This is a genomic window from Flavobacterium azooxidireducens (assembly GCF_023195775.1).
Taxonomy (GTDB): Bacteria; Bacteroidota; Bacteroidia; order Flavobacteriales; family Flavobacteriaceae; genus Flavobacterium; species Flavobacterium azooxidireducens.
The window spans coordinates 1,944,352-1,969,349 of record NZ_CP096205.1 but is presented as its reverse complement, the minus strand read 5'-3'; the positions used below and the strand labels follow the sequence as shown (position 1 = coordinate 1,969,349).

The following is a 24,998-nucleotide window of genomic DNA, read 5'->3' as shown; positions in this document are numbered from 1 at the left end:
TCTAAACATTATTAAATTTAAGCAACATAATAAGGTAGACAACGCAACAAATCATTTTAAATCTTATTCAAAGCAATAACTAATGATATAAAATTATAACAATTGTTAATTGATTTGTTACATTTCTTTACTTACTTTTGTCAAACTTAAAATTGATACAAATGAAACCAGACTTATTTCAAGCTCCTGATTATTATTTATTAGATGATTTGCTAACGGATGAGCATAAATTAGTGCGTGATTCTGCACGTGCTTGGGTTAAAAGAGAAGTTTCTCCGATAATTGAAGATTATGCTCAACGTGCTGAATTTCCAAAACAAATTATTAAAGGTTTAGGAGAAATTGGCGGTTTTGGACCTTATATTCCGGAAGAATATGGCGGTGCAGGCTTAGATCAAATCTCGTACGGATTAATCATGCAGGAAATTGAAAGAGGCGATTCCGGTGTTCGTTCTACATCTTCCGTTCAGTCTTCTTTAGTTATGTATCCAATTTGGAAATATGGAAACGAAGAACAACGCATGAAATATTTACCAAAATTAGCCACCGGTGAAATGATGGGTTGTTTTGGTTTAACCGAACCTGACCACGGCTCAAATCCAGGCGGAATGACAACTAATTTTAAAGACAAAGGCGATCATTATTTGTTAAATGGAGCCAAAATGTGGATATCTAATGCTCCATTTGCAGACATCGCTGTTGTTTGGGCTAAAAATGAAGAAGGAAGAATTCATGGCTTAATCGTAGAACGTGGAATGGAAGGTTTTACAACGCCTGAAACACACAATAAATGGTCACTTCGTGCATCTGCAACTGGTGAATTAATTTTTGATAACGTAAAGGTTCCTAAGGAAAATTTATTGCCAAATAAATCAGGTTTAGGTGCTCCGCTTGGTTGTTTAGATTCTGCTCGTTACGGAATTGCTTGGGGTGCAATCGGTGCTGCTATGGATTGTTATGATACGGCTTTACGCTATGCAAAAGAACGAATTCAGTTTGATAAACCCATTGCTGCAACACAATTACAACAGAAAAAATTAGCCGAAATGATTACCGAAATCACCAAAGCTCAATTGCTAACTTGGCGTTTAGGTGTTTTGCGTAATGAAGGAAAAGCAACCACTGCTCAAATTTCTATGGCTAAAAGAAACAACGTAGATATGGCGATAAACATTGCCAGAGAAGCCCGTCAAATACTTGGCGGAATGGGAATTACAGGTGAATATTCAATCATGCGACACAGTATGAATTTGGAATCTGTGATTACGTATGAAGGCACTCACGACATCCATTTACTTATTACCGGAGCAGACATTACTGGTATGCAAGCATTCAAGTAAGTAAACAATAATTAAAATCAATACAAAAAGCTTCTTCATTCGAGGAAGCTTTTTTAGCTTTGTAAAGTAAAACTATCATCCATTCTATTTCGTATTTATAAATAAAAAAAGCTATGAATATTTCTACCATAAACGAAAAAATAAAACCCCAAAAAGAACAATTACTTAATCATTCTTTATACAAAAAAATAAAAACCATTGATGATTTAAGACAATTTCAAGAATCTCATATTTATGCCGTTTGGGATTTTATGTCGCTCTTGAAAGCTCTTCAAGCTACTTTAACTTGCACATCAACACCTTGGCTACCGGTTGGGAATCCGGAAACACGTTATCTTATTAATGAAATTGTTTTGGCAGAAGAAACCGATATTTCGCTTGACGGAAAAAGACAAAGTCATTATGAAATGTATATTGATGCTATGAAATCATGTGGTGCAGAAACTAGACATATTGAATCATTTTTAGAAAATGTGATTCAAACGCAAAACATATTTGTTTCTATCAGAAAAAGTGATTTACATCCAAACATCAAAGATTTTCTCGATTTCACATTTCGTGTTATCGAACAAGGTAAACCACATGAAATTGCCGCCGCTTTCACTTTTGGAAGAGAAGATCTAATCCCGGAAATGTTTACAGCAATTTTAAAAAATTTTCAAAGTAATTTCCCTGAAACCGATTTATCAAAATTGATTTATTATTTTGAAAGACACATCGAGTTGGACGGCGATGAACACGGACCGATGGCAATGCTTATGATAAACGAATTATGTGGAGAAAGTGAAACCAAATGGAAAGAGGTGGAAGAAATTTCCATTCAAGCTTTACATAAACGAATTGGACTTTGGGATGCAATTGAAGAAAAAATTTCACAAAAAGAAGTTTGCTACTAATTGATTTCTACTATCTTTAGTATTTAATTTCAAAAAAATGTCATCACAAACCCGCCTCACACGAGCTTTTGAAAATGCCAAAAGAATTCCGTTTGATAACAAGTCAAAGTTTATTCTTTTTAGCGATTGTCATCGTGGAGATGCAAGTTTTGCAGATGATTTTGCCAGCAATCGAAACATCTACTTTCATGCAATGAACCATTATTTTACTGAAGGTTTTAGCTATTGCGAATTGGGCGACGGAGATGAATTATGGGAAAACTTATTTTTTAAAGAAATTTTTGAAGCACACAAAAACGTGTATTTGCTTTTAAAAAAATTCCACGATTCCAGTAGACTTCACATGATTTATGGCAATCACGACATGGTTTACCGTGATAAAGATTTGGTTAAGAAAAAACTGAGCACTTTTTTTGATCCTAAAACAGAAAAAGATGAACCTCTTTTTCCGGGAATTGAATACCATGAAGCTATAGTATTAGAAAATTCTGAAACCGGTCAAAAGCTATTTTTAACCCACGGACATCAAGCTGATTTTATGAATTATATTGGTTGGAAAATCAATCGTTTTTTGGCTCAGATTTTATGGAAGCCTCTTCAAGTTTGGGGAATTAAAGACCCGACCAGTCCGGCAAAAAATTATGTTGAATTAATTAAAATCGAACGACGAATAAAAAAATGGATAATTGACAATCACAACATGATTACAATTACCGGACATACGCACCGTCCGCGATTCCCTAATACAAATGACAATTCGATTAATTATTTTAATGACGGAAGCTGTGTTCACCCAAGAAGCATAACCGGAATCGAAATTGTGGAAGGAACTATTTCATTAATCAAATGGTTTATTGACACCAAATCAGATGGAACGTTGCAAATTGTTCGTGAATGTTTAGAAGGTCCGGTGGAATTAACTGCTTATCAAAAAAAAGAAATATGAAAACGAGAATCTATCTTTTTTTGATTCTATTTTTATCATTTTTAGGATGTTCTAATGATGATGAAAATACTCAAAACATTCCCATTCCAACTACTAGAAATATCAAGTATTTAGCTTTGGGCGATAGTTATACGATTGGTCAAAGTGTTTGTGCAACATGTAGATTTCCTGCACAATTGAAAGATAGTTTGAAAAATTATCTACCCGCTGCAGATGACATTTCAGTGAAAGTGGTGGCTCAAACAGGCTGGACAACTACCAACTTAAAAAATGGTATCGCTAACGAAAATTTAATAGCAGAATATGATTTAGTAACGTTGTTAATTGGTGTAAATAATCAATACCAAAACAGACCTTTTTCATTATATGAAACTGAATTTCCAGAATTGTTGCAAACAGCAATTGCATTGGCAAAAGGAGATAAAAATCGTGTCATTGTAGTTTCAATTCCTGATTATGCTTTTACACCTTTCGGACAAGGAAGTTCAAATCCGCAGAATATTTCGAATCAATTAGATCAATATAATTTATTTGCTAAAGACCATGCAGAATCACTCGGAATTGAATTTGTAAATATCACAGATATTACTCGAGAAGGATTAAATAATACTAATCTTGTTGCATCCGATAACTTGCATCCATCAGAATTGGCTTATTCTAGATTTGTAGAAAGACTGCTTCCTATTGCAAGAAACATTTTAGGAATATAATTATTGTGCAGGAGCCAATTCAACTTCCAAACCGTTAATTTCCGGTGTAATGTGAATTTGACAACCTAATCTGCTGTTTTCTTTGACGTGATAGGCTTCCCAAAGCATCGCATCTTCGTCAGGTGATTTTTCCGGTAGCGGAACTTCGTTTTCATTCAACACATAACATTGACAAGAAGCACACATTGCCATTCCTCCGCAAACTCCGATAGTTCCTTCTTCTGCTAGTTCATAAGCACGAACCAATTCCATGATGTTCATGTTCATATCGGTTGGAGCTTGGACTTCGTGTGTGGTTCCGTTTCGGTCGGTGATTTTGATGGTGATGTCTTGTTGCATTATTCTTTTTTCTTCTTTAACTCTTCTATGTCTGCTAAATCCTTGTATCGTCCCGTAGCTTTTTTATTTTTGATTAAATCGTCAAAATCAATATAAGGTACTTTAATTTTTTCTAACTCGAACCAATTACAGTTTTTCTTACTTTCTTCAAAAACTAAACCATCAACATGGGTAAGAATTTCAATTTTTCTTGGTTCATTTCCCATACTCCACACATCAAATTTATCGCTTTCAAATTCTTCTTTTGAAAAAATAGGAGCACCAAAATCAAGGTATGCTTTTTTTAAATTGTTGTAATTTTTTGAAGTTTTGTTAATCCACAAGTCTAAATCTCCAGTACTTCTGATATAGCCGTGTAAAATAACTGCGTAACCTCCAACCAATAGAAAATCAACGTCGTGTTTATCTAGAAGTTCTAAAAAATCTAAAAAATCGGCATTAAATAGATTTGTTGGCATGTTTTCGAGTAGAAATGATTGTTCTATCCACTTTTTGAAGTGGATCAGAATTAAAAATAGAGTTAATTATATCACAAGCATAATTTAATCTTTCAACCGGAGATTTATCTTTAAAGAATGTAACATGATCATCTGCTTCTTTGAAAGAAGATTTTGAAGCAATTGTTCTATTCATTTTGTAATCATCCATATTAATTCTTTTAAACAAAGATAAAAATTTATTCAATCGATTTTACAACTGCTTTTTCTGCTTCTTTTCGTGTTCCGTCAAAACCATCAACGCCGGAAACGGTGGTGTATTTCAATACATATTTTTTTCCGGGATTTAGTCGATTATAAACACTTTGACACATTAAGGTGGCTTCGTGGAATCCGCATAAAATTAGTTTTAATTTTCCTGGATAGATGTTTACGTCGCCAATGGCATAAATTCCTTCGATGTTGGTTTGATAATCTAAAGCGTTATTAACTTTGATAGCATTCTTTTCGATTTCTAATCCCCAGTTGGCGATTGCTCCGAGTTTTGGTGTTAAACCAAAAAGTGGGATAAAATAATCGGTTTCTACATTCATGCGTGCTCCGTTGATTTCGATATCAACTGATTCGATGCGTTCGGATCCTTTGAAACCAATGACTTCTGCGGGTGTAACCAATTTTATTTTTCCTGAATTTTTTAATTCTTGTACTTTTTCAACGGAATCTAATGCTCCACGGAATTCGTTTCTTCGGTGAACTAGTGTTACTTCTGAAGCCACATCAGATAGAAAAATACTCCAATCTAAGGCCGAATCTCCACCACCGGAAATGACGATTTTTTTTCCGCGGTATTTTTCAGGATCTTTTACGAAGTAATCTACTCCGCGATCGTTTTGTTCGTAGAATTCGATGTCTTTTAATAATGGTTTTCTGGGTTCGAATGTTCCTAATCCTCCTGCAATTGCTATTGCTTTTGCTTGATGTTGTGTGCCTTTGTTGGTGGTCACAATAAAACTTCCGTCTTCCAGTTTTTCGATGGTTTCGGCGGTTTCTCCCAAGGTGAATCCGGGTTGAAACTGCTTAATTTGTTCCATCAAATTGGTCACCAAATCACCTGCCAATACTTCGGGATAACCCGGAATATCGTAGATTGGTTTTTTGGGATATAATTCGGCTAATTGGCCTCCGGGTTGCGGAAGTGCATCAATAAGGTGACATTTTAATTTTAATAATCCTGCTTCGAAAACGGCGAAAAGTCCGGTTGGGCCGGCTCCAATGATGAGTATATCGGTTTGTATCATTCTTTTAAGTTGCTGAGTTGCTGAGGAACTGAGTTTTTAGGTTTTACTTTGCGAAAATAGTTTTTCTTTTTTCTTTTGGATATGATATTTGTCAGTTAGCACGGCTTGCGTGAGGGATAGTAGCGGAAAGCCCACAGCCACAACGGAGCTTGCGGAGTTGAGGCGAGGACTTGCAGCGGATAGCCCGACCCGTAGCTTGCGGAGGGGCACGCCCAAAAAAAATTTAAGCTACGTTTTCGACTGTTTCGATTTGTGGCACATATTTTTTGATGGTCGTTTCTACACCGGCTTTCAACGTCATTTGGTTTACGCTACAGCCTACGCAGGCTCCTTCGAGTCGCACTTTTACGTGTTTGTCGTCGAGCACATCGATGAGTGAAATATCGCCGCCATCTGATTTTAGGAACGGACGGATTTCGTCTAGTGCTTTTTCGATTTCTACTCTAATTTCTTCGTTTGTCATTATTTCTTTTTTTACCTCTTCCCTCCCGATTAGTTTCGGGACTCTCCAAAGGAGAGGGAGGAAAGCGGATTTTTATTTTTTTACCTCACCCCGACCCTCTCCAAAGGAGAGGGAGGAAAGCGGATTTTTATTTTTTACCTTTTACAGCCGAACATCCGGCCATTGTGGTTATTTTGATTGCTTCAGTTGGTGGTAAACTTTCGTTTCTGTTTACTACTTCCTGCACAACATTTCGGGCAATTTCTTCGAAAGCGGCTTCTAACGGCGTGGCGGTTTGAAGTGCGGCCGGACGACCGTAGTCTCCTGCTTCGCGAATGCTTTGAATTAACGGAATTTCGCCCAACATTGGCACTTGTAAATCTTCGGCTAAATTTTTTGCTCCTTCTTTACCAAAGATATAGTATTTGTTGTTTGGTAGTTCTTCCGGCGTGAAATAAGCCATATTTTCGATGATTCCTAACACGGGAACGCTGATGGATTCTGATAAAAACATTGAAACTCCTTTTTTAGCATCTGCTAATGCGACGGCTTGCGGCGTGCTCACGACAACAGCTCCTGTGATGGGCAGAGATTGCATAATGGAAAGGTGAATGTCGCCTGTTCCGGGTGGTAAATCGATGAGAAGGAAGTCGAGTTGACCCCAATCGGCATCAAAAATCATTTGGTTTAAGGCTTTGGCTGCCATCGGGCCACGCCAAATGACGGCTTGGTCGGGTTTTGTGAAAAATCCGATGGAAAGAATTTTTACTTCGTAACTTTCTACCGGTTTCATTTTTGATTTTCCATCGACCTCAACTGAGATTGGTTTTTCGTGTTCAACGTCGAACATAATTGGCATCGATGGTCCGTAAATATCCGCATCTAAAACACCTACATTGAAACCCATTTTGGCTAACGTTACGGCTAAATTGGCTGTTACGGTAGATTTTCCAACGCCACCTTTTCCGGATGCAATGGCAACAATGTTGCTGATTCCCGGAATTGGTTTTCCTTTGATTAGGTTTGGGTTTTCAGGTTTTTCGGGAGCTTCTACTTTGATGTTGACTTTTACTTTGGCTTTTTCGTACACCAAATCGTGGATGGTTTTGATGATGTCAACTTCTGCTCTTTTTTTGATGTGTAAAGCGGGAGTTGATAATACTAATTCTACCACTACTTCATCTCCAAAAGTGAGTACGTTTTGCACTGCTCCGCTTTCAACCATATTTTTTCCTTCGCCGGCCACAGAAATGGTTTCTAAGGCTTTGAGTATTTCTTTTCTGTCGAGTTTCATAATTTACCTCACCCCAAATTTTGGGCAATTTTGAGTTAATAAAAAATCAGTTTTATTTATACTGAATTTAGATTGCAAAGATAATACGAAAAGTGCAGAAACAGTAGTTAAAGAATTGAAAATGTTTATGGAGGGATAGATGAGCAGTCGCAGTGTTCAGTCGCAGTTTTTCAGTCGCAGTCGCAGTCGTAGTTTTCAGTGGGATTGTGCAAAGGTCAAAGAATAATTAAAATTTCTTGATTTAATCGTTCAATCTATTTTCGATATCCATTCTTTCGTGCAAAACTCGAATGACTTCAATTTCGTTGAATTTATTTTTTTTGAAGAAAATCAAGTGCGATTTAATTTTTGAATATCGGTATGATTTTCTGAGCTTTCCGAAATCTTGTGCCATTTCGAAATTATTGGAAATGAATTCAATTTCGTCGAAGATTAAATTATAGTAACGGTTAGCTTGCTCAACTGACCAGTTTTGGGCAGTGTAAACCCAAATTGCATTTATGTCTTCTAATGCTTTTTCGCTAATTATATAATTGGACATTATTTTTGAAACGAAGCATTTAATTGTTCAAGATTTTTGTTTCTATCAAAATCTTTAATTTTTTTACTTTTTTCGCCCACTTTTAATTCATTGATGAGCGATTTAGTTTTGTTTTCTTCTTGTTCAAAAAAACGCAAAGCTGTTCGAACAACTTCGCTAACGGAACTATATTTTCCTGATGCTATTTGCTCGTTGATGAAGTTTTCAAAATGCTCTCCTAGCAAAATGGAAGTGTTTTTTGCCATACTTTTTTTTACAAATATACCAATTGTTGGTATTTTATAAAATTATTTATTATTATTATTGGATTAAATAATCATCCCACGGTTGAAACCGTGGGCTATGTTTGACTATTTGATAAAAAATTACAACTGATTTTTAGTAAGTAGATTGATTTTTACAATATTGCTGTATGAATTAAATAATTATCCCACGGTTGAAACCGTGGGCTATGTTTAACTATCTGAAGAGAATATTACAACTGATTTTTAGTAAGCAAATTGATTCTCACAGAAGTATATTGAAACAACAAATCATTCTTCAAAACTTCGTATTCGGCATTTAATCGTTGATTTTTAATGGTTGAAAACACAACTGCATCTGTTTTTCCGGTTAAGAATTTTGCTTGCGAAGTGGTAAACATTTTTTCTGCCAAGTCGAGTGAGTTTTTGAGTTTTTCATTGCGTTGCAAGTAGTTATTCTTTTGGGTTTTTTCTAATTCAACTTGTTGATTGATTTTAATTTTTTCTTGTTCTGCTTGCCACTTTGCTCTTTCTGTTTGAATTTTTGCCGCTGCAATTCTTCGGTTATGTTTGAATCCGGTGAAAATGGGTATTTGCAATTGCAGGCCCGTTTGATGGTATTTATTATTATCAAATTGTGTTTGAAAATCATCCACTACCACATCCGGTCTGTTTATCGGAGCAGAATAAAACGTTGAAAATCCATAAAAAGCTGATAAGGTCGGAAGGTTGTCTCCTCGCAGAACACCTACCTCTTTCTTGGAACTTTTATAATTAATTTCGGCAAAATTCAGTTTTGGATTGTTGGTTATTTCAATATTATTTTCATTTGAATTTGTAACAAAATAAGGTTCTAAAATTACATTTTTAGTATTTGTTTCATTATCATTCATCAACTGAAAAAGTTCTTTTTTTTGGTATTCATACAATTGTTCAGATATTAAAATTTCATTCTCTTCTTGTGAAAAATTGAATTGCATATCGTACAAATCACTTTTTGGTTTGCTTCCGATTTCGACTTCTTTTTGAATCCTTTCTAAATTATAAACCGCATTTTTAAACTGTTCTTTTAGAATTTTCAGTTGTTCTTGACTGTATAAAACTTCAAAATATTTTTCGAGTAGTTGCAATTTATATTCGTATTCAATGACTTCTTTGTCGGCTTTGCTTAGTTCGACTTCCAATTTATTTTTTCGAGCTGTGGATAAGTTAGAAAAATCGAGTAGGTTGACACTTGCATTCAAATTCAGGTTATCCCATTGAATGTCAGAACTCACTCTAGCATTGGTATTCGGATCAATAGTAGAACCGAAATTGTAACTATGATTGGCTGTTAATCCAACCGAAGGAACCATTTCTAATAACGGGTGCGTGTAATTTTTCTTGGAACGCAAAATCTCCAATTGCTGAATTTTTATGTCGATATTGTTATTCAAAGCCACATCAAAACACTTTTGGAGTGACCAAGAAATTTCTTGGCCACGCACAAAAATGCTCGAAGTAAATAAGAACACAATTAGTAACCTCTTATTCATATTTTAAGTAATTTAAAACCTCAACTTTAGTAGCTTGGTAAGCTTTGGAAAGTACTACGACCAGCGTTAAAATCAATAGAATTACGAAACCAATGATAAACGGCATTAGCGTAATATCAATACGGTAAACGAAATTTTCTAACCATTTTCCGAGTAAAAAATAAACCGGAAAGAGAGCCAATAAAAATCCGATAAGGCAAAAAACGATGTATTGTTTCGATAAATCTTTTAGTAATGTTTTCGTTTCTGCACCCAACGTTTTCCTGATTGCTATTTCTTTCATTCTACGTTGGATGGAATAGGATGCTAAGGAGAATAATCCGAACAACGCAATCAAAATCACGATGACATTAAGCAAAGAGAAAAGGTTTTTTTGTTTAACATACGTTTCATACGTTCTTGCAAAATGTTTATCTACAAAATCATACGTAAACGGATAATCGCCATCAACCTTTTTAGTCCAAAACTTTTCGATATCGGCTTTTACCATTTCTATATCTTCCGGATTTACTTTTACATATATTTTATTGACATTAAAAATCATCCAATCAATGGTTTTTAAATGAAAGAAGGCCATTGGCGGAATTTCGTTATGTGGTCCGTTGAGATGAAAGTCTGCCACCACACCAACTATTTTAAGTTTTTTTCCATTCCAATTGATTTCTTTCCCTAAAACATCTTTTTCATTCATCATTTTTTCAGCTGTTTCATTAATTAAAATGGATGAAATTGAATCGGATGCATATTTTTCTGAAAGACCTCTTCCTTTTTTTATTTTAATATTCATCATATCGAGCATGCCGAAATCCATACCCATATTTTGACCTTGAATTGTAACATCGTTATAGCTGAAACTTGACGATGAACTTGCTCCGCTTCCAAAAGAAAATGACCCGGTTGCCACTTGTTTAACTCCATTTATTTTAGACAACTCTTGTTTGATGGTTAGATACCTTGACAATAATTTTTCACGCACGCCTTCTTGTGTATAATCATATGGATTTCGGTAATCAATTTGAATGATTTGTTCGCCTTTGAAACCCAATTCTTTGTTTTGCAAATAAATTACTTGTTGGTAAACAATGTAAGACCCGATGATGAAAAACGATGCGATTCCGAATTGAAGAATGAGCATTGCATTTCGTAACCAAACGCCACTTTTACTTCTGCCAAAATTGCCTTTTAGCACTTTCAGCGTTTCAAAATTGGACACGTAAACAGAAGGAAAAATTCCGGCTACGATGATTACGATTAGAAAAATTAATATCAATTGAATGTAAAATTGGCTTCCGTGAATGAGTAAAGTTTTACCTAAAAATTCGTTGTAATACGGCAATGATAATTCTACAATGACTAAAGCTAGTAAAATGGAGAAAGTTGTAATTAATACCGTTTCAAAAATAAATTGTTTTACAATGTTACTTTTAGATGCTCCTAAAATCTTTCTTACACCCACTTCTTTGGCTCTTTGAATGGCGTTGGCTGTAGCCAAATTGATATAATTAACAATCGAAAGAATTAAAATTAAAACCGACAAACCTACCATAATCATCAAAAACTGATAATTTCCTTGTCCTTCGGCATACCCATCTACTTTGCTGTGAAGACGAGCATTTTCTAATGGTTCTAAAAGAATTTGTGTTTGAAATCCGCCTTGCTTTTTCCATTCATCTAAGGTAATTCCTTGTTCTTTTGCCCATTTTAACTCCCGGTTTTCACTCATTAATTTTTTTAATTTAAATGAAACCTTTTCTGAATCAGAAGGGTTTTTCAATTTAAGTAGTAATCCATACGTAAAATTACCCCATTGGTCTTTGTCTTCTTCTAATTTACTATCTATCAAATTGGTTACTGCTTCTGGTTCTAACGATGATTTTCCCGAAATTTTATAAACACCACGAACCACTAATGTTCGACCGGAATAAGTCACTTCTTTCCCAATTGGCTCTTCATTTCCAAATAGTTTTTCAGCTGTTTGATTGGATATTGCAATGCTATTTTTGTCCGGAAGAGGATTTTGAGCATTTCCTTTAATAAATTCAAAAGGGAAAAATTTAAAAAAAGTTTTTTGAGCGTCGATAATCGGAACTATCTCTTTCTTGTTTTTATACTGAATTATTTCATTGTAATACCATTGATTTAAATAACAATACGCATCCAATTCGGGAAATGATTTTTGAAGATATGGTTCTAAAGACGCAACCGAAGTTGACCAATACGTATCAACAGAAACATAACTCACCACGTGCATCACTTTTCCCTTTTCGGGATTCCAAGCATTATAACTTTGCTCATCATTCCAATACAAAATGGCAAAAATCAATCCTGCGATTCCTAAACTCAAACCTAATGTGTTGAGAATAGTGAAAAGTTTATTCTTTTTGAGTTGATATAAAAATATCTTGATCCAATTATTAATCATAAGTTCGCTATTTAATTGGTTACCAAAACATCAACATTTCTACTGTTTTGTTTTTCAGAAATCACCATTCCGTCTTTCATATAAATGGTTTTTTGTGAAAAAGAAGCGTCATAATCAGAATGCGTCACCATTAAAATTGTGGCTCCGTTGGCGTGTAAATCGGTTAACAATTCCATCACTTCATTACCATTTTTACTATCTAAATTTCCTGTAGGTTCATCGGCCAAAATGATTTTTGGATCATTTATTAAAGCTCTTGCCACAGCCACTCTTTGTTGTTGACCACCGGAAAGTTGTTGTGGAAAATGTTTTAAACGATGTGAAATCGCCAAACGTTCGGCAATTGCTTCTACTTTTTTCTTTCTTTCTGAAGTTGGAACATTGTTATAAATAAGTGGTAATTCGATATTGTCAAACACGGAAAGTTCATCAATCAAGTTGAAATTTTGAAAAATAAATCCGATATTTTGTTTTCTGATTTTTGATTTTTCAGATTCGGATAAACCATTCATTTCCTGATTCAACAATTGATAACTTCCTCCCGAAGCACTGTCTAACAAGCCCACAATATTGAGCAAAGTTGATTTCCCGCAACCGGATGCTCCCATGATGGTGATGAATTCGCCTTGATTGACAACCAAATCAATTTCGTTTAATGCTTTGGTTTCTACTTCTTCGGTTCGGAAAATTTTGGATATTTTTTTGATTGTGATCATATTGTTCATTTTTTGATTGATGATTAATTTTTATTTAAATTTAAAACTTCTACTTCGACATAATCTTTATAACCGGAAGTTATTACTTTTTCTCCAACTTTCAATCCGGAAAGCACTTCATAATACAAAGGATTTTCTCTTCCTAACTTAATTTCTCTGCGTTCTGCTTTATCACCATTGACAACAAAAATCCATTTTCCGGCGGTTTCCTGATAAAAACTTCCTTTTGGAATGACGGTTGATTTTGTTTTTTCGGATAATAAAAGTCGTACTCCAAAGCTTAATCCCTGACGCAAATCGAGTTCTTTGTTGTTTTCAAATTGTAATTCTACTTGAAAACGACCATTTTTTACTTCCGGAATTACTTTGGAAACGATAACTGAAATCATTTTCTCTTTGTATTCGATGTTTGCTTTTTGACCTTCAGACACTTTTTCCAAATAAAATTCATCCACATCAGCCATTAATTTATAGCCTTTCATCACATCAATTTTACCGATGGTTTCTCCGGCTGAATAATTTTTCCCCAAGACGGGTTCAAACGATGAAAGTCTTCCTGCCAAGGTTGCCACCACTAAAAAATTCTTTTTATTTTCACGTAAAATTTGCAAACTTTTTTGCATAATTCCTTGCGATTGATTGATTTGTGCGATTAAAATTTGATTGTCTTTTTTCTCCTTTTGAACACTTTGTTGAATGATATTTTTTCGTTCGGTTTGATACCTGAAATTTTCCTGCGTAGTTTCCCATTCATTCTTGGAAAGAATTTCTTGTTTGTATAATTTCTGATTCAAGTCATATAAATTTTTGGCGTCAAAATAATCGTGTTCAATCGAAATTAAATCTTTTGCTAAATTTAATTCTTGTGTTCGTAAATCAAGTTTGGCTTTATTCAAATTATTGATTTGTTCAATCATCGCCGTTTCCTGATTCATAAAACTTAATTCGGTATTTGGGTTGTACAATCGTGCTAAAGGCTGACCTTTTTCGACAAAATCTCCGTTTTCAACAAAAATTTCCTGAGTGGAACCACCTTCAATTACATTAATCAGCATCGAATTTAAAGGTTCAACTTTCGCCTGAAAAACAATATAATCTTCAAAATTTTCAACCATTACCGATTTAATGGAAACTTCCGAAGAAGAAACATCCAAACTTCTTTTTTTGGTCATACTCATTACAACCAAAACAGTCAATAGCAAAAAAACTACGGAAGCGATCAGTATGTATTTATTTTTTCTATTTTTACGAGGAACGATGGTGTCCATACTACATTTATTTGTAATGGTTTATATCAATTTTGTGCCAAAAATTAAAGTTTTGTAACGCATTGATTTTTAACTCATCTCAAAATCAACAAAAAATCGAGTGTTCATTTTCGGACACAGATTGTTCACAATTGAACAGCTTATGAAAAAAACAAATGCCAACATTTTAATCATTGACGATCAAGAAGACATTCTTTTTGCTTGTAAAATGGTTTTGAAGAAACATTTTGAAACCATTTTTACGATCAATAATCCGAAAAAAGTAGTTGAACTTCTAGCTGATAATGAGATTGACGTCGTTTTGCTCGATATGAATTACCGTATTGGTTTTGAAGACGGAAGAGAAGGAATTTATCTATTAAAAGAAATCAAAACGCTTTCACCAAAAACGACTGTGATTCTAATGACGGCTTTTGGAAAAGTGGAAACCGCCGTTGAAGGATTGAAATTAGGAGCTTTTGATTATATTCTAAAACCGTGGGACAATGAAAAATTGGTTTCGGTTGTGAAATTTGCTGTTGAAGAAAGTCGGAAAGTTAGAAAGAAAATTATAAACTCAGAAAAGTTAGATTCTTTTTTCATCGGAAAATCGACCGCTATTCAAAAAGCATATTCTTTAGCGGTTAAAGTAGCTAAAACCGATGCAAATGTGTTGATTTTAGGCGAAAACGGAACGGGAAAATTCGTTTTAGCACATTATATTCATCAACAATCCAACCGAAAAAAAGAACCATTTGTGCACGTTGATTTGGGTTCGTTGAGTGAAAGTATTTTTGAAAGTGAATTGTTTGGTTATGCCAAAGGAGCTTTTACCGATGCTAAAAACGATACACCCGGACGATTTGAATCGGCTCAAAACGGTACGATTTTTTTGGATGAAATTGGTAACGTTCCGTTGCATTTGCAAACTAAACTATTGCAAGTAATTCAAAATAAATCGGTTACACGAGTGGGTGAATCCAAGGCTAGGCCGTTGAATATAAGAATTGTTACGGCGACAAATCTTGATTTGAGAAAGGAAGTTACCGAAAAAAATTTCAGAGAAGATTTGTATTATCGCATCAATACGATGGAAATTAAACTTCCTTCGCTTCACGAACGAAAAGAAGATATTGTTCCGTTGGCAACTTTTTTATTAGAAAAAATTACTGAAAAATATGAGCGAGAGGAAATTGTTTTTGATGAAAAAGCGTTGGAACAAATTCAGAAACACGCTTGGAAAGGAAACATTCGCGAGATGGAAAACCGCATCGAACGTGCTGTAATTTTGTGTGAAAATAATACCATCAAAAGTGCTGATTTAGATTTGGATATAATAAGCTTTTCAACCTTTGAAATGGAAGAAATGCCTTTGTCCGACATTGAAAAAATTTCCATTGAAAAAGTGTTGCATAAAAACAATTTCAACATTAGCAAATCGGCAGAAGAACTTGGACTATCACGAGCAGCTTTGTACCGAAGAATGGAAAAATACAATTTAGGTTCAACCGATTAATCAAAAATAGGTTTGAAAAATTTAAAACTATATCATCAACTTTTTATCCGATTATTACTATTGCTTTTAGTATTTATCGGTAGCTTTTTGTTGTTGTATAACTCCTTAGTTTATTCAGCAATTTTTGGCTTTTTGGTTTTTTTGTTAATGGGAATTGAGTTTTTTTCCTTTCTTCGAAATACGTTTTTATTTTATGATAAAACCATTGCAGCGATTTTAAACAATGATTTTTCGGCGGATTTTTCTAAACATAAATCGTATGATAATTACAAAAATTTGTTTCGATTATATGATTCATTGAAACAAAATCAAAACGAGCAAGTTTCGAAAGATTTGGTTTATCGATCCATTTTAAACAACATTGAAACCGGCGTTTTAATTCTTCAAAAATCAGAAGAAGACTGGAATATTTTTTTGATGAACGACTATTTTTCGAGTCATTTTATGGTTCCGAAAATGTCAAAATGGATGTATTTAAAAAATCAATTGCCTTCGCTTTGCGAAATTATTGAAGAACGAAATTTTGAAGAATTGAAAACGTCTTTGCAAATTAGAGTGAACAAAGAAGACGCACAAACGTTTATGCTTCAAGCTTCAAAAACAAAAGCTTACGATCAGGAATATTACATTGTTTTGTTGGATTCCATTCAGAAAGTAGTTGAGAAAAAAGAAAAAGAAGCTTGGATTAATTTGATGAAAGTCATCTCGCACGAATTGATGAATTCGATTACGCCCATTCGTTCGCTTACGCAGAATTTGAATGAGTTAATGCAACAAGATTCGCTTTCAAAAGATGATTTAGACGACATTAAAGAAAGTGTTTCTACAATGATTCACCGCAGCAATCATTTGCAAAATTTTGTGGAAAGCTATCGAAAAATTGCAATGCTTCCATCGCCTAAAAAGGAAAAAACAGAGTTAAATCAGTTGATGAACAACGCACTTCAATTGATGAATCCATTGTTTAAAAAGGAAAATATTATTCTTAAAAATAACATTTCTTTCAATAGATGGATTATGGTTGATTCACTTCAAATGGAGCAAGTTTTGATTAATTTATTAACCAATAGTTTGTATGCATTAGAAGGAAAAGACGAAAAAATCATTGAAATTTCGGCTGAACAAAAGAATAAACGATTATTTATTTCTATTTCCGATTCAGGAATTGGTATTGATGCAGAAATTGAAGATAAAATTTTTCTGCCTTTTTTCACCACTCGAAAAGAAGGAGCCGGCATTGGCTTGACCTTATCAAAAAATATTATTGAAGCTCACGGCGGTTATTTGAATTATCAAATGGATGAAAAAAGAACGCGTTTTATTATTTGTTTGTTGGAGTGAGATTTGTGATTATTTGTAAATTTTTGAATAATTAGGAAATAATTACAAATCACTAACCTTCGGCTCCCAAAAAACCTTCTCAAAATCAACAATTTGATTATCAATTACTTCAACACCTTCGCTTTCTAACAGTTGCTGCATTAAATTTGTTCCTTGAAAGTGATGTTTTCCTGATAGCATTCCTTTTCGGTTCACAACTCGATGTGCGGGAACGTCTTCCCTATTGTGCGAAGCATTCATCGCCCAACCCACCATTCTGGCAGAACGAGCCGTTCCTAAAGCTTTGGCAATTGCTCCATACGAAGTAACTTTTCCGTGTGGAATTTGTCTGGCGATGGCATACACTCTTTCAAAGAAATTTTCTTCCATCTTTCAAAGTATTACCTATAAACAATTTTGAAAAGGGTAAACAATGCTACTAGTCCGGTTATGGAACCAATGACATAATTGATGTTTCTGGATAAGAAAGAATCCTTTTTTTCTTTTCCCTTAAAAAAAGAAATATACCCAAAAAACACTAAAAAAGCAGCAATGGCTGAAGCTGCCGAAAAAGAATAAATAAAGAACGTATCAAAATTAAAATAACCATACGAACCCAATGTAATACTCACAAAAACATAATATGGAATTGGAAATAAATTGAGCGAAGACAACAACATTCCTAAAAAGAAACGACTGGATTTGCTTCGCATTTTAATTTCTTCTTTCTTTTTCTTGGTTTTAGGTTTTTTTGCTATCCATAAAAAATAAACCGTTAAAACTGTAAAAATCACTAATCCAATTTCTTGTAAAACGGCACTAATATCGGCTCTTCTATCAATAAACCGAGAAAACAAAACCGCTAGTAACGTTTGAAAAAAAACAATTATCGAAGCTCCAAACGCAAACCATAACGCACGATTTCTACCGTCTCGCATACTCACTTTTGCGGCAGTCATGTTGAGCAATCCTGGAGGAGTTGTTCCGATAGCTGCGGCCGAAAGCCCGAGGATGATAGGAAGGGTGAGGTTCATTTATGGCGTTTTACTTTATTTTAAATTGAATATATGTGATTGCTTTATTAATTTCTAAATATTGTTTTTCATAAAATGTTTGAATGGCTGTCACCACTTCGGGTGAACCTTCATTTCGGTACACATTATGGTTGGCATACATCACTTCATGACCTTCACCGTGCAATAGACCGAGTGTGTAGCCGTGCATGAATTCGCTATCCGTTTTCAAATGAACAATTCCGTCTTTTTTGAGTACTTTTTTATAGCGTTGTAAAAATTCGGTATTCGTCATTCTGTGTTTTGTTCTTTTGTATTTGATTTGCGGATCGGGAAATGTAATCCAAATTTCATCCACTTCATTTTCGGCAAAGCAATATTCGATTAATTCAATTTGTGTGCGAAGAAAACCAACGTTATTCAATCCGGTTTCTACAGCTGTTTTTGCTCCTCTCCAAAATCGTGCTCCTTTGATGTCGATTCCGATAAAATTTTTATCCGGATAACGTTCTGCTAATCCAACGGAATATTCTCCTTTTCCACATCCTAATTCTAAAACAATTGGGTTATCATTTTTAAAAAAGTTTTTATTCCAATTTCCTTTCCATTCAAAATCGCCTGAAACGACTTCTTCTCGGGTTGGTTCTATTACATTTTGAAACGTTTCATTCTCTTTAAAACGCTTTAATTTATTCTTACTTCCCACTTAATTTAATTTTTTGGTAAAATTAGGGAAATATACCCAATCAAAATTAGTACTACCTTTACAGTTATTAAATGAGTTATTAAGACTTGGAAACTGCCAAACCAAAAATTCTCGTTGCTCCATTAAATTGGGGCTTGGGACACGCCACACGATGCATTCCTATTATCGAAGCTTTGTTGGAAAACAATTTTGAACCCGTTATCGCTTCCGATGGTGTTGCTTTGCACATTTTACAGAAAGAATTTCCTGAATTAATTTTTTTGGAATTACCTTCCTATCAAATAGAATATGCCAAAAATGGAGCTTTTTTTAAGTGGAAACTGATTAAAAACAGTCCAAAAATGATGGAAGCCATTTATATGGAAAGAAAATTGGTGAAAAAGTGGGTGAAAGAATACGATCTTTCAGGCATCATTTCCGATAATCGATTAGGGATTTATTCTAAGAAAGTGCCATCTGTTTTTATCACCCATCAATTGAATGTTTTAACCGGAAATACCAGTTGGATTACCAGTAAATTGCACCAATATATAATTAAAAAATATGAAGAATGTTGGGTGCCGGATGTGGCAGAAATTCCGAACCTGACAGGAAAATTAGGGCATTTAAAAAATCCGCATTTTAAAATCAATTACATTGGTCCGTTAAGCCGTTTGAACAAAAAAGAATTGCCAAAAAAATATGATTTAATGGTGATTCTTTCCGGACCGGAACCGCAACGATCGATGTTGGAAATGCATTTGAAAGAAGAAATCAAACGCTATGTTGGCGATGTTGTTTTTGTTCGTGGCATCATTGAACCAGAACAAAAATCGGAACAAATTGACCATGTTACTTTTTATAATTTTATGACTTCCGGACAACTTGAACAAACGTTTAACGAAAGTGAATTAGTGCTTTGTCGTTCGGGTTACACAACGGTTATGGATTTGGCAAAATTGGGTAAAAAAGCTTTTTTTATACCAACTCCAGGACAATTTGAGCAAGAATATTTGGCTAAGAAATATAAAAAAGACGGTGTTGTTCCGTTTGCAAAACAGGAAAAATTTGTAATCGAAAATTTATATGACGTGGATTTATATAAGGGATTACAAAGTTTTAAAAACGATTTGAATTGGAAGAATTTATTTCTGCTTTTCGAGCGTAAATGAAAATTCTGAACCCACTCCAAACTGACTTTCTACGTAGATTTTTTCGTTGTGACCTTCGATGATATGTTTCACAATAGCTAATCCTAAACCGGAACCACCTTCGGAACGAGCTCCACTTTTATCGACTCTGTAAAAACGTTCAAACAGTCTTGGAATGTGTTGTTTTTGAATTCCTTCGCCGTTATCAGTAATTCGGACGATGATTCTGTTTTTTACTAAATTTTCGATGCTCACTTCGGTTGTTCCGCCTTCTCTTCCGTATTTGATGGAATTCATAACCAAATTGGTAACTACTTGTTGGATTTTTTCCTGATCGGCTCGCACATAAATCGGGTTGGAATACTTTGTATCAAAAGTTAATGTGATATGTTTTTTGGAAGCTCGCATTTCGAGTAATTCGAAGACATTTTTCACCAATTCTACGACATCAAAAATAGAATATTCAAGATTTAAATCACCCGTTTCCAGTTTTGTAATCATGTCTAAATCTTTTACGATATAGATTAATCGCTCCACTCCTTTTTCGGCTCTTTCAAGGTATTTTTTTCGAAGGGTTTTATCATTCATGGCTCCATCCAAAAGTGTAGCAACGTAACCTTGAACTGTAAATAGTGGTGTTTTTAATTCGTGCGAAACATTTCCTAAAAATTCTCTTCGGTATTCTTCGCGGACTTTCAGGGTTTCAATTTCGAGTTTTTTATCGGTAGCGAATTTTTTCACTTCTTTCGTTAAAGTAGCCATGTCTGTGGTGATTGGCTGACTTCTAAACGTAGTAGAATCTAATAACGATACATCATCGTAGATTTTTTTTACCCTACGGTAAATGAAACGTTCCACTCGATACTGAATTACAAAAAAGGAAAAAAGGTAGATGGAAAGTCCGAAAACAGTAATGAACAGCCAATTTATTTCATAAAAAAAATAAGTCGTCAACACTAAAAACCCAATGGAAAACAGGGAAACATAAAGTGCCGATTTTATAGCAAATTTGTATGTTTTTTTAAAACTAATAGCCATTAAAAACAGTTTTCATTTGGTTAATATGCTCTCAAAAGTAAACTATTTTCAACAAAAGAAGAAATTGAATTATACTTCCAGTTTGTAACCAACACCTTTGATGGTTTTAAAAAGATCGTCGCCAATTTTTTCTCTTAATTTTCTAATGTGTACGTCGATGGTTCTTCCGCCAACAACTACTTCGTTACCCCAAACTTTATCTAAAATTTCTTCTCTTTTGAATACTTTTCCGGGTTTAGAAGCTAATAAATAGAATAATTCAAATTCTTTTCTTGGCAATACAATTTCTTTACCGCCTTGAATAATTTTGTATTCTTCTCTGTTTACTTCAATGTTTCCAACATTTAAGACATCACTTTTGGCTTCATCTTCTTTCAAACGACGTAGAAGTGCTTTCACTTTACTTACCAATACTTTTGGTTTGATTGGTTTGGCGATATAATCATCGGCTCCGGCTTCAAAACCGGCTACTTGTGAGTAATCTTCACTTCTTGCAGTTAAAAATGCGACAATAACATTGCTTAATTCGGGAATCTTGCGGATGTGCTCACAGGCTTCCATGCCATCCATTTCCGGCATCATCACATCCATGATAATTAGGTGTGGTAATTCCTTTTTTGCTTTTTGAACAGCTTCTTTTCCGTTCACAGCAGTAACAATCTGATAGCCTTCTTGAGCTAAGTTATACCCTACAATTTCGAGTATATCTTGTTCATCATCAACTAATAAGATCTTTATTTCCTTTTTTTTCATATCCAAAATAGTGTGCGTTTTGCGATGTAAAGGTAAAGATAATACAAAATGATTTACGTTGTTAACGGTAATTTAATCTGTTAACGTTTTGGTAACTCAATTGAAACAAAATCGTAACAAGTGGGTAACATCAACTTTACAAGGTAGCCGTTATTTTGCACAAAAATTAAACAACACATAATGAAACTTAAATTTTTATTATTATTTCTTTTAATCGGTTCATCCCTATTTGCACAAAAAGGCACTGTTTCGGGTACTTTAACAGACAAAGACATGAACAATGAGCCACTACCTTTTGCGAATGTTCAGATTAAAGGAACAACTATTGGAACAACAACTGATGAGAATGGAAAATATGCATTGAGTGTTGAACCGGGAAATCACATAGTACAGCTTAGTTTTTTGGGTTATGAAACGATTGAAGTTCCTGTAACCATCAAAGAAAATCAAACAGTTACTGTAAATAGAGCTTTGACAGCAGGAGGCGGAATGATGCTTCAAGATGTTGTAGTGCAAACTACAGTAAGCCGCGAAAAAGAAAGTGCTCTACTTTTAGAACAGCAGAAAGCCGTTGAAATTAAGCAAAGCATTGGTGCACAGGAACTTTCTAGAAAAGGAGTTAGTGATGTTGCTGGTGCTGTAACTAAAACCACTGGGATTACAAAACAAGAGGGTTCGGGCAATATATTCGTTAGAGGTTTAGGAGATCGTTATAATTCAACATCTATGAATGGTTTGCCAATTCCTTCAAATGATCCGGAAAAGAAAAATATAGGTTTAAATTTATTTTCAACTGATATTGTTGAATTTATATCAATTGATAAAGTTTACAACAGCAGAATGTATGGAGATTTTGCAGGAGGAAATGTAGACATTGTTTCTAAAGATTTTAGAGGTCAGAAGTTTTTACAGCTAGAAATAGGATCATCCGTGAATACAAATGCTGTAGAACAAGATGTTTTCAACTTACAACAAGGACAAAATAAATTTGGTTTTACAAATGCTGAAATTCCTGCAAATCCGTTGAATGCTTTTACTTTTGAAAATAGTTTAAACCCAGAAAGTGCAAATCCAATTGGTTCAAATTTTGTATTAAAAGCAGGTAGATCATTTTCAATTGGCGAAGAAAGCAAATTGAGCCTTTTTGCTACTGCATCTTTTGATAATGGATTTACTTACCGCGAAGGTATTAATCAAAGTGTGAGTGCTCAAGGTGCGAAAATTAAATCATTTGACCAAAAAACGTACTCCTATAATACTAACACAACAGGTATGTTTAATGCGGGTTATAAATTAAATCCGAATCACAAAATCAATTATAATTTTCTGTTTGTAAATACTTCTTCTCAAGTGAAAGATGAATATTATGGATTTATTCGTGATATTGCTGAAAATGATAACGGTTTAATACAAAGAGGAACATACAATCAAAATCAATTGATGGTTAATCAATTATTAGGTTCACACAAATTGACTGATAGAATTGAATTTAACTGGGGCGGTTCATTCAACAGAATTACAAGCGAAATGCCTGACAGAACACAAAACACTCTTTTTTTTAACGAAAATCAGAATGGCTATGTCTTTGCAATCAACACAACATCAGATAATCACCGCTATTATCAAAATTTAACTGAGGATGAGTTAGCGGCTAATATTTCTTCAGATTATAAATTTAAAAAAGACAGTGAAGATAATTTCAGAGGAAAGCTAACAATTGGATATAACGGTCGATTCAAAAACCGTGATTTTGAAGCAACTCAATTTAACTTTAAAATTGCAAACAATCAATCGACAACAGTGGTTGATCCAAATAATTTAGATTCATTTTTTAATCAAACTAATTTTAGTAATAGTTTATTTACCGTTGAAACTTTTAGTGGTGACTTAAATCCACAAGTTTACGATGGTGAACAAAACATTCATGCCTTTTTTGGCCAAGCAGAATATAAACTTACTTCAAAATTAACATCGGTTTTAGGAGTTAGAATGGAACAAGTTTATCAAAAAGTTTCATGGAAAACCCAACTTGATAATGAAGGTAATAAAAACTCATTTGAAAGAAACGAATTTTTACCAAGTTTAATTTTAAAATACGAATTAAACGAACGCAATAACCTTCGATTTGGAGCAAGCAAAACATACACTTTACCTCAGTTTAAAGAAAGAGCATTATTTGTATATGAAGATGTAACAGAAGTAAAAGTTGGTAATCCAGATTTGTATCCTTCAGAAGATTATAATGTTGATTTTAAATGGGAGTTTTTTCCGAAAAAAGAAGAAGTCATTTCATTAACCGCTTTTGGTAAATATATATTAAACCCTATTAATGAAATAACATTAGCATCGTCAACCAATGATATTTCATTTCTAAACACTGGTGATACAGGTCATGTTTTTGGTGTTGAATTTGAAATTAGAAAAAACATTTATGAATTTGGTGCCGATAATCAAAACAAATTAACAGCCGGATTCAACGCATCTTATATGCAAACCAATCAAGAACTAGATTCTGAAAAAGTTAGAAAAGAAACTAATTATAACATCAACTTAACCAATACAGAAGATAGTTTTACAGGGGCTTCTGATTTATTATTAAATGGTGATATTTCATTTTTTAAAGAATGGAAAAACGAAGCAAGCATTATGTCAACCCTATCCTATTCCTATTTTTCAGATCGTCTTTATGCTTTAGGTACAGAAACAAAAGGAAACCTTGTTGACAAAGCCGTTGGAACTTTAGATTTTATTGTTAAAACAAAATTAAACAAACATTTAGGACTAAACTTAACTGTTAGAAACATTCTTGATCCAACAGTTGAAAGAACTCAGGAAAATAGTAATCAAGACATAACTGTTTTGTCATATAAAAAAGGAGTGAATTTTAGTTTAGGTATTAATTATCAATTCTAAAAAGAAAAGAAATATAAATCAAGCCTCAAATTATTTTGAGGCTTTTTGTTTCTATAAAGTAATAATACCGTGTTAATTGAATTAACCTTTTGTTTACAAAAACAACAACGTATCATAACCAAACATTCACACTAGCTTAACCTCTCTAAAAAAAAGTTTCTTCAATTTTGCATCAAATATTAATCAACAATAAAATACAACACA

At 33.9% G+C, this 24,998-nt stretch carries 25 protein-coding genes; 8 read left to right on the top strand and 17 right to left on the bottom strand.

From position 1 onward, the window contains the following. Window positions 1-161: 161 nt before the first annotated feature. From M0M57_RS08620 to M0M57_RS08605, 4 genes are all read left to right on the top strand, one after another. On the top strand, window positions 162-1,340 hold the full coding sequence (locus M0M57_RS08620) for an acyl-CoA dehydrogenase family protein (protein WP_248432593.1): 1,179 nt from the start codon (window positions 162-164) through the stop codon (window positions 1,338-1,340). 113 nt (window positions 1,341-1,453) lie between these two features. Continuing rightward, complete coding sequence (locus M0M57_RS08615; RefSeq protein ID WP_248432591.1) at window positions 1,454-2,236, top strand: DUF3050 domain-containing protein; 783 nt, start codon at window positions 1,454-1,456, stop codon at window positions 2,234-2,236. A gap of 37 nt (window positions 2,237-2,273) precedes the next feature. After that, entirely contained in the window at window positions 2,274-3,182 is a 909-nt protein-coding gene (locus tag M0M57_RS08610; RefSeq protein WP_248432589.1) for a metallophosphoesterase family protein, read from the top strand. Next, window positions 3,179-3,892 carry an SGNH/GDSL hydrolase family protein gene (locus tag M0M57_RS08605; protein WP_248432582.1) on the top strand — a complete coding sequence of 238 codons (714 nt, stop codon included), beginning with the start codon at window positions 3,179-3,181 and terminating at the stop codon, window positions 3,890-3,892. The genes M0M57_RS08610 and M0M57_RS08605 overlap by 4 nt, the downstream gene beginning before the upstream one ends. On the opposite strand, the gene M0M57_RS08600 is transcribed toward M0M57_RS08605, so the two are convergent. The 12 genes from M0M57_RS08600 to M0M57_RS08545 form a co-directional block, all read right to left on the bottom strand. Next, window positions 3,893-4,231, bottom strand: a complete 339-nt coding sequence (locus M0M57_RS08600; protein WP_248432581.1) for a 2Fe-2S iron-sulfur cluster-binding family protein — start codon at window positions 4,229-4,231, stop codon at window positions 3,893-3,895. Next, entirely contained in the window at window positions 4,231-4,689 is a 459-nt protein-coding gene (locus tag M0M57_RS08595) for a DUF6036 family nucleotidyltransferase (RefSeq protein WP_248432579.1), read from the bottom strand. Before M0M57_RS08595 ends, M0M57_RS08600 begins: the two co-directional genes overlap by 1 nt. Further along, window positions 4,670-4,879 (bottom strand): hypothetical protein, encoded by a 210-nt coding sequence (locus M0M57_RS08590; protein WP_248432577.1) that lies wholly within the window; start codon window positions 4,877-4,879, stop codon window positions 4,670-4,672. The genes M0M57_RS08595 and M0M57_RS08590 overlap by 20 nt, the downstream gene beginning before the upstream one ends. Window positions 4,880-4,907: 28 nt before the next feature. Beyond that, on the bottom strand, window positions 4,908-5,966 hold the full coding sequence (locus M0M57_RS08585) for an NAD(P)/FAD-dependent oxidoreductase (RefSeq protein ID WP_248432574.1): 1,059 nt from the start codon (window positions 5,964-5,966) through the stop codon (window positions 4,908-4,910). A 223-nt stretch (window positions 5,967-6,189) separates the two neighbouring features. Continuing rightward, window positions 6,190-6,429, bottom strand: coding sequence for a NifU family protein (locus M0M57_RS08580; protein ID WP_248432573.1), 240 nt, complete (start codon window positions 6,427-6,429; stop codon window positions 6,190-6,192). A gap of 127 nt (window positions 6,430-6,556) precedes the next feature. Then, window positions 6,557-7,702, bottom strand: a complete 1,146-nt coding sequence (locus tag M0M57_RS08575; protein ID WP_248432571.1) for an Mrp/NBP35 family ATP-binding protein — start codon at window positions 7,700-7,702, stop codon at window positions 6,557-6,559. A gap of 241 nt (window positions 7,703-7,943) precedes the next feature. Beyond that, the gene (locus M0M57_RS08570; protein ID WP_248432569.1) at window positions 7,944-8,243 is read right to left on the bottom strand and encodes a type II toxin-antitoxin system RelE/ParE family toxin; all 300 of its coding nucleotides are present in this window, start codon (window positions 8,241-8,243) and stop codon (window positions 7,944-7,946) included. Further along, window positions 8,243-8,488, bottom strand: coding sequence for a type II toxin-antitoxin system ParD family antitoxin (locus tag M0M57_RS08565; protein WP_248432567.1), 246 nt, complete (start codon window positions 8,486-8,488; stop codon window positions 8,243-8,245). Before M0M57_RS08565 ends, M0M57_RS08570 begins: the two co-directional genes overlap by 1 nt. A gap of 230 nt (window positions 8,489-8,718) precedes the next feature. Further along, window positions 8,719-10,020: a TolC family protein gene (locus tag M0M57_RS08560; RefSeq protein ID WP_248432565.1), complete on the bottom strand. Its 1,302-nt coding sequence runs from the start codon at window positions 10,018-10,020 to the stop codon at window positions 8,719-8,721. Beyond that, entirely contained in the window at window positions 10,013-12,442 is a 2,430-nt protein-coding gene (locus M0M57_RS08555; protein ID WP_248432563.1) for an ABC transporter permease, read from the bottom strand. The genes M0M57_RS08560 and M0M57_RS08555 overlap by 8 nt, the downstream gene beginning before the upstream one ends. Window positions 12,443-12,453: 11 nt before the next feature. Continuing rightward, the gene (locus M0M57_RS08550; RefSeq protein ID WP_248432561.1) at window positions 12,454-13,158 is read right to left on the bottom strand and encodes an ABC transporter ATP-binding protein; all 705 of its coding nucleotides are present in this window, start codon (window positions 13,156-13,158) and stop codon (window positions 12,454-12,456) included. A gap of 23 nt (window positions 13,159-13,181) precedes the next feature. Then, window positions 13,182-14,426: an efflux RND transporter periplasmic adaptor subunit gene (locus M0M57_RS08545; protein WP_248432559.1), complete on the bottom strand. Its 1,245-nt coding sequence runs from the start codon at window positions 14,424-14,426 to the stop codon at window positions 13,182-13,184. 142 nt (window positions 14,427-14,568) lie between these two features. Between M0M57_RS08545 and M0M57_RS08540 the strand changes: the two genes are divergently transcribed. Continuing rightward, a complete protein-coding gene (locus M0M57_RS08540) occupies window positions 14,569-15,921 on the top strand; it encodes a sigma-54-dependent transcriptional regulator (protein ID WP_248432557.1) in 1,353 nt (450 codons plus the stop codon). Window positions 15,922-15,933: 12 nt separating this feature from the next. Next, the gene (locus tag M0M57_RS08535; RefSeq protein WP_248432555.1) at window positions 15,934-17,262 is read left to right on the top strand and encodes a sensor histidine kinase; all 1,329 of its coding nucleotides are present in this window, start codon (window positions 15,934-15,936) and stop codon (window positions 17,260-17,262) included. 42 nt (window positions 17,263-17,304) lie between these two features. On the opposite strand, the gene M0M57_RS08530 is transcribed toward M0M57_RS08535, so the two are convergent. The 3 genes from M0M57_RS08530 to trmB are packed head-to-tail and all read right to left on the bottom strand — an operon-like array spanning window position 17,305 to window position 18,960. Beyond that, window positions 17,305-17,631 carry an MGMT family protein gene (locus tag M0M57_RS08530; protein WP_248432553.1) on the bottom strand — a complete coding sequence of 109 codons (327 nt, stop codon included), beginning with the start codon at window positions 17,629-17,631 and terminating at the stop codon, window positions 17,305-17,307. Window positions 17,632-17,642: 11 nt separating this feature from the next. Continuing rightward, window positions 17,643-18,275, bottom strand: a complete 633-nt coding sequence (locus M0M57_RS08525) for a LysE family transporter (protein ID WP_248432551.1) — start codon at window positions 18,273-18,275, stop codon at window positions 17,643-17,645. Between the two features lie 10 nt (window positions 18,276-18,285). Beyond that, on the bottom strand, window positions 18,286-18,960 hold the full coding sequence (gene trmB, locus M0M57_RS08520) for a tRNA (guanosine(46)-N7)-methyltransferase TrmB (protein WP_248432549.1): 675 nt from the start codon (window positions 18,958-18,960) through the stop codon (window positions 18,286-18,288). An 86-nt stretch (window positions 18,961-19,046) separates the two neighbouring features. Here trmB and M0M57_RS08515 point away from each other — a divergent pair, with 86 nt between their 5' ends. Continuing rightward, window positions 19,047-20,111: a glycosyltransferase gene (locus tag M0M57_RS08515; RefSeq protein ID WP_248432547.1), complete on the top strand. Its 1,065-nt coding sequence runs from the start codon at window positions 19,047-19,049 to the stop codon at window positions 20,109-20,111. On the opposite strand, the gene M0M57_RS08510 is transcribed toward M0M57_RS08515, so the two are convergent. Together M0M57_RS08510 and M0M57_RS08505 are read right to left on the bottom strand one after the other, a co-directional pair. Further along, a complete protein-coding gene (locus M0M57_RS08510) occupies window positions 20,085-21,128 on the bottom strand; it encodes a sensor histidine kinase (protein ID WP_248432545.1) in 1,044 nt (347 codons plus the stop codon). The two genes, M0M57_RS08515 and M0M57_RS08510, sit on opposite strands and share 27 nt — an antisense overlap. Window positions 21,129-21,197: 69 nt before the next feature. Beyond that, window positions 21,198-21,881: a response regulator transcription factor gene (locus M0M57_RS08505; RefSeq protein ID WP_248432542.1), complete on the bottom strand. Its 684-nt coding sequence runs from the start codon at window positions 21,879-21,881 to the stop codon at window positions 21,198-21,200. 180 nt (window positions 21,882-22,061) lie between these two features. Here M0M57_RS08505 and M0M57_RS08500 point away from each other — a divergent pair, with 180 nt between their 5' ends. Next, a complete protein-coding gene (locus M0M57_RS08500; protein WP_248432541.1) occupies window positions 22,062-24,794 on the top strand; it encodes a TonB-dependent receptor in 2,733 nt (910 codons plus the stop codon). Window positions 24,795-24,998: the final 204 nt, after the last annotated feature.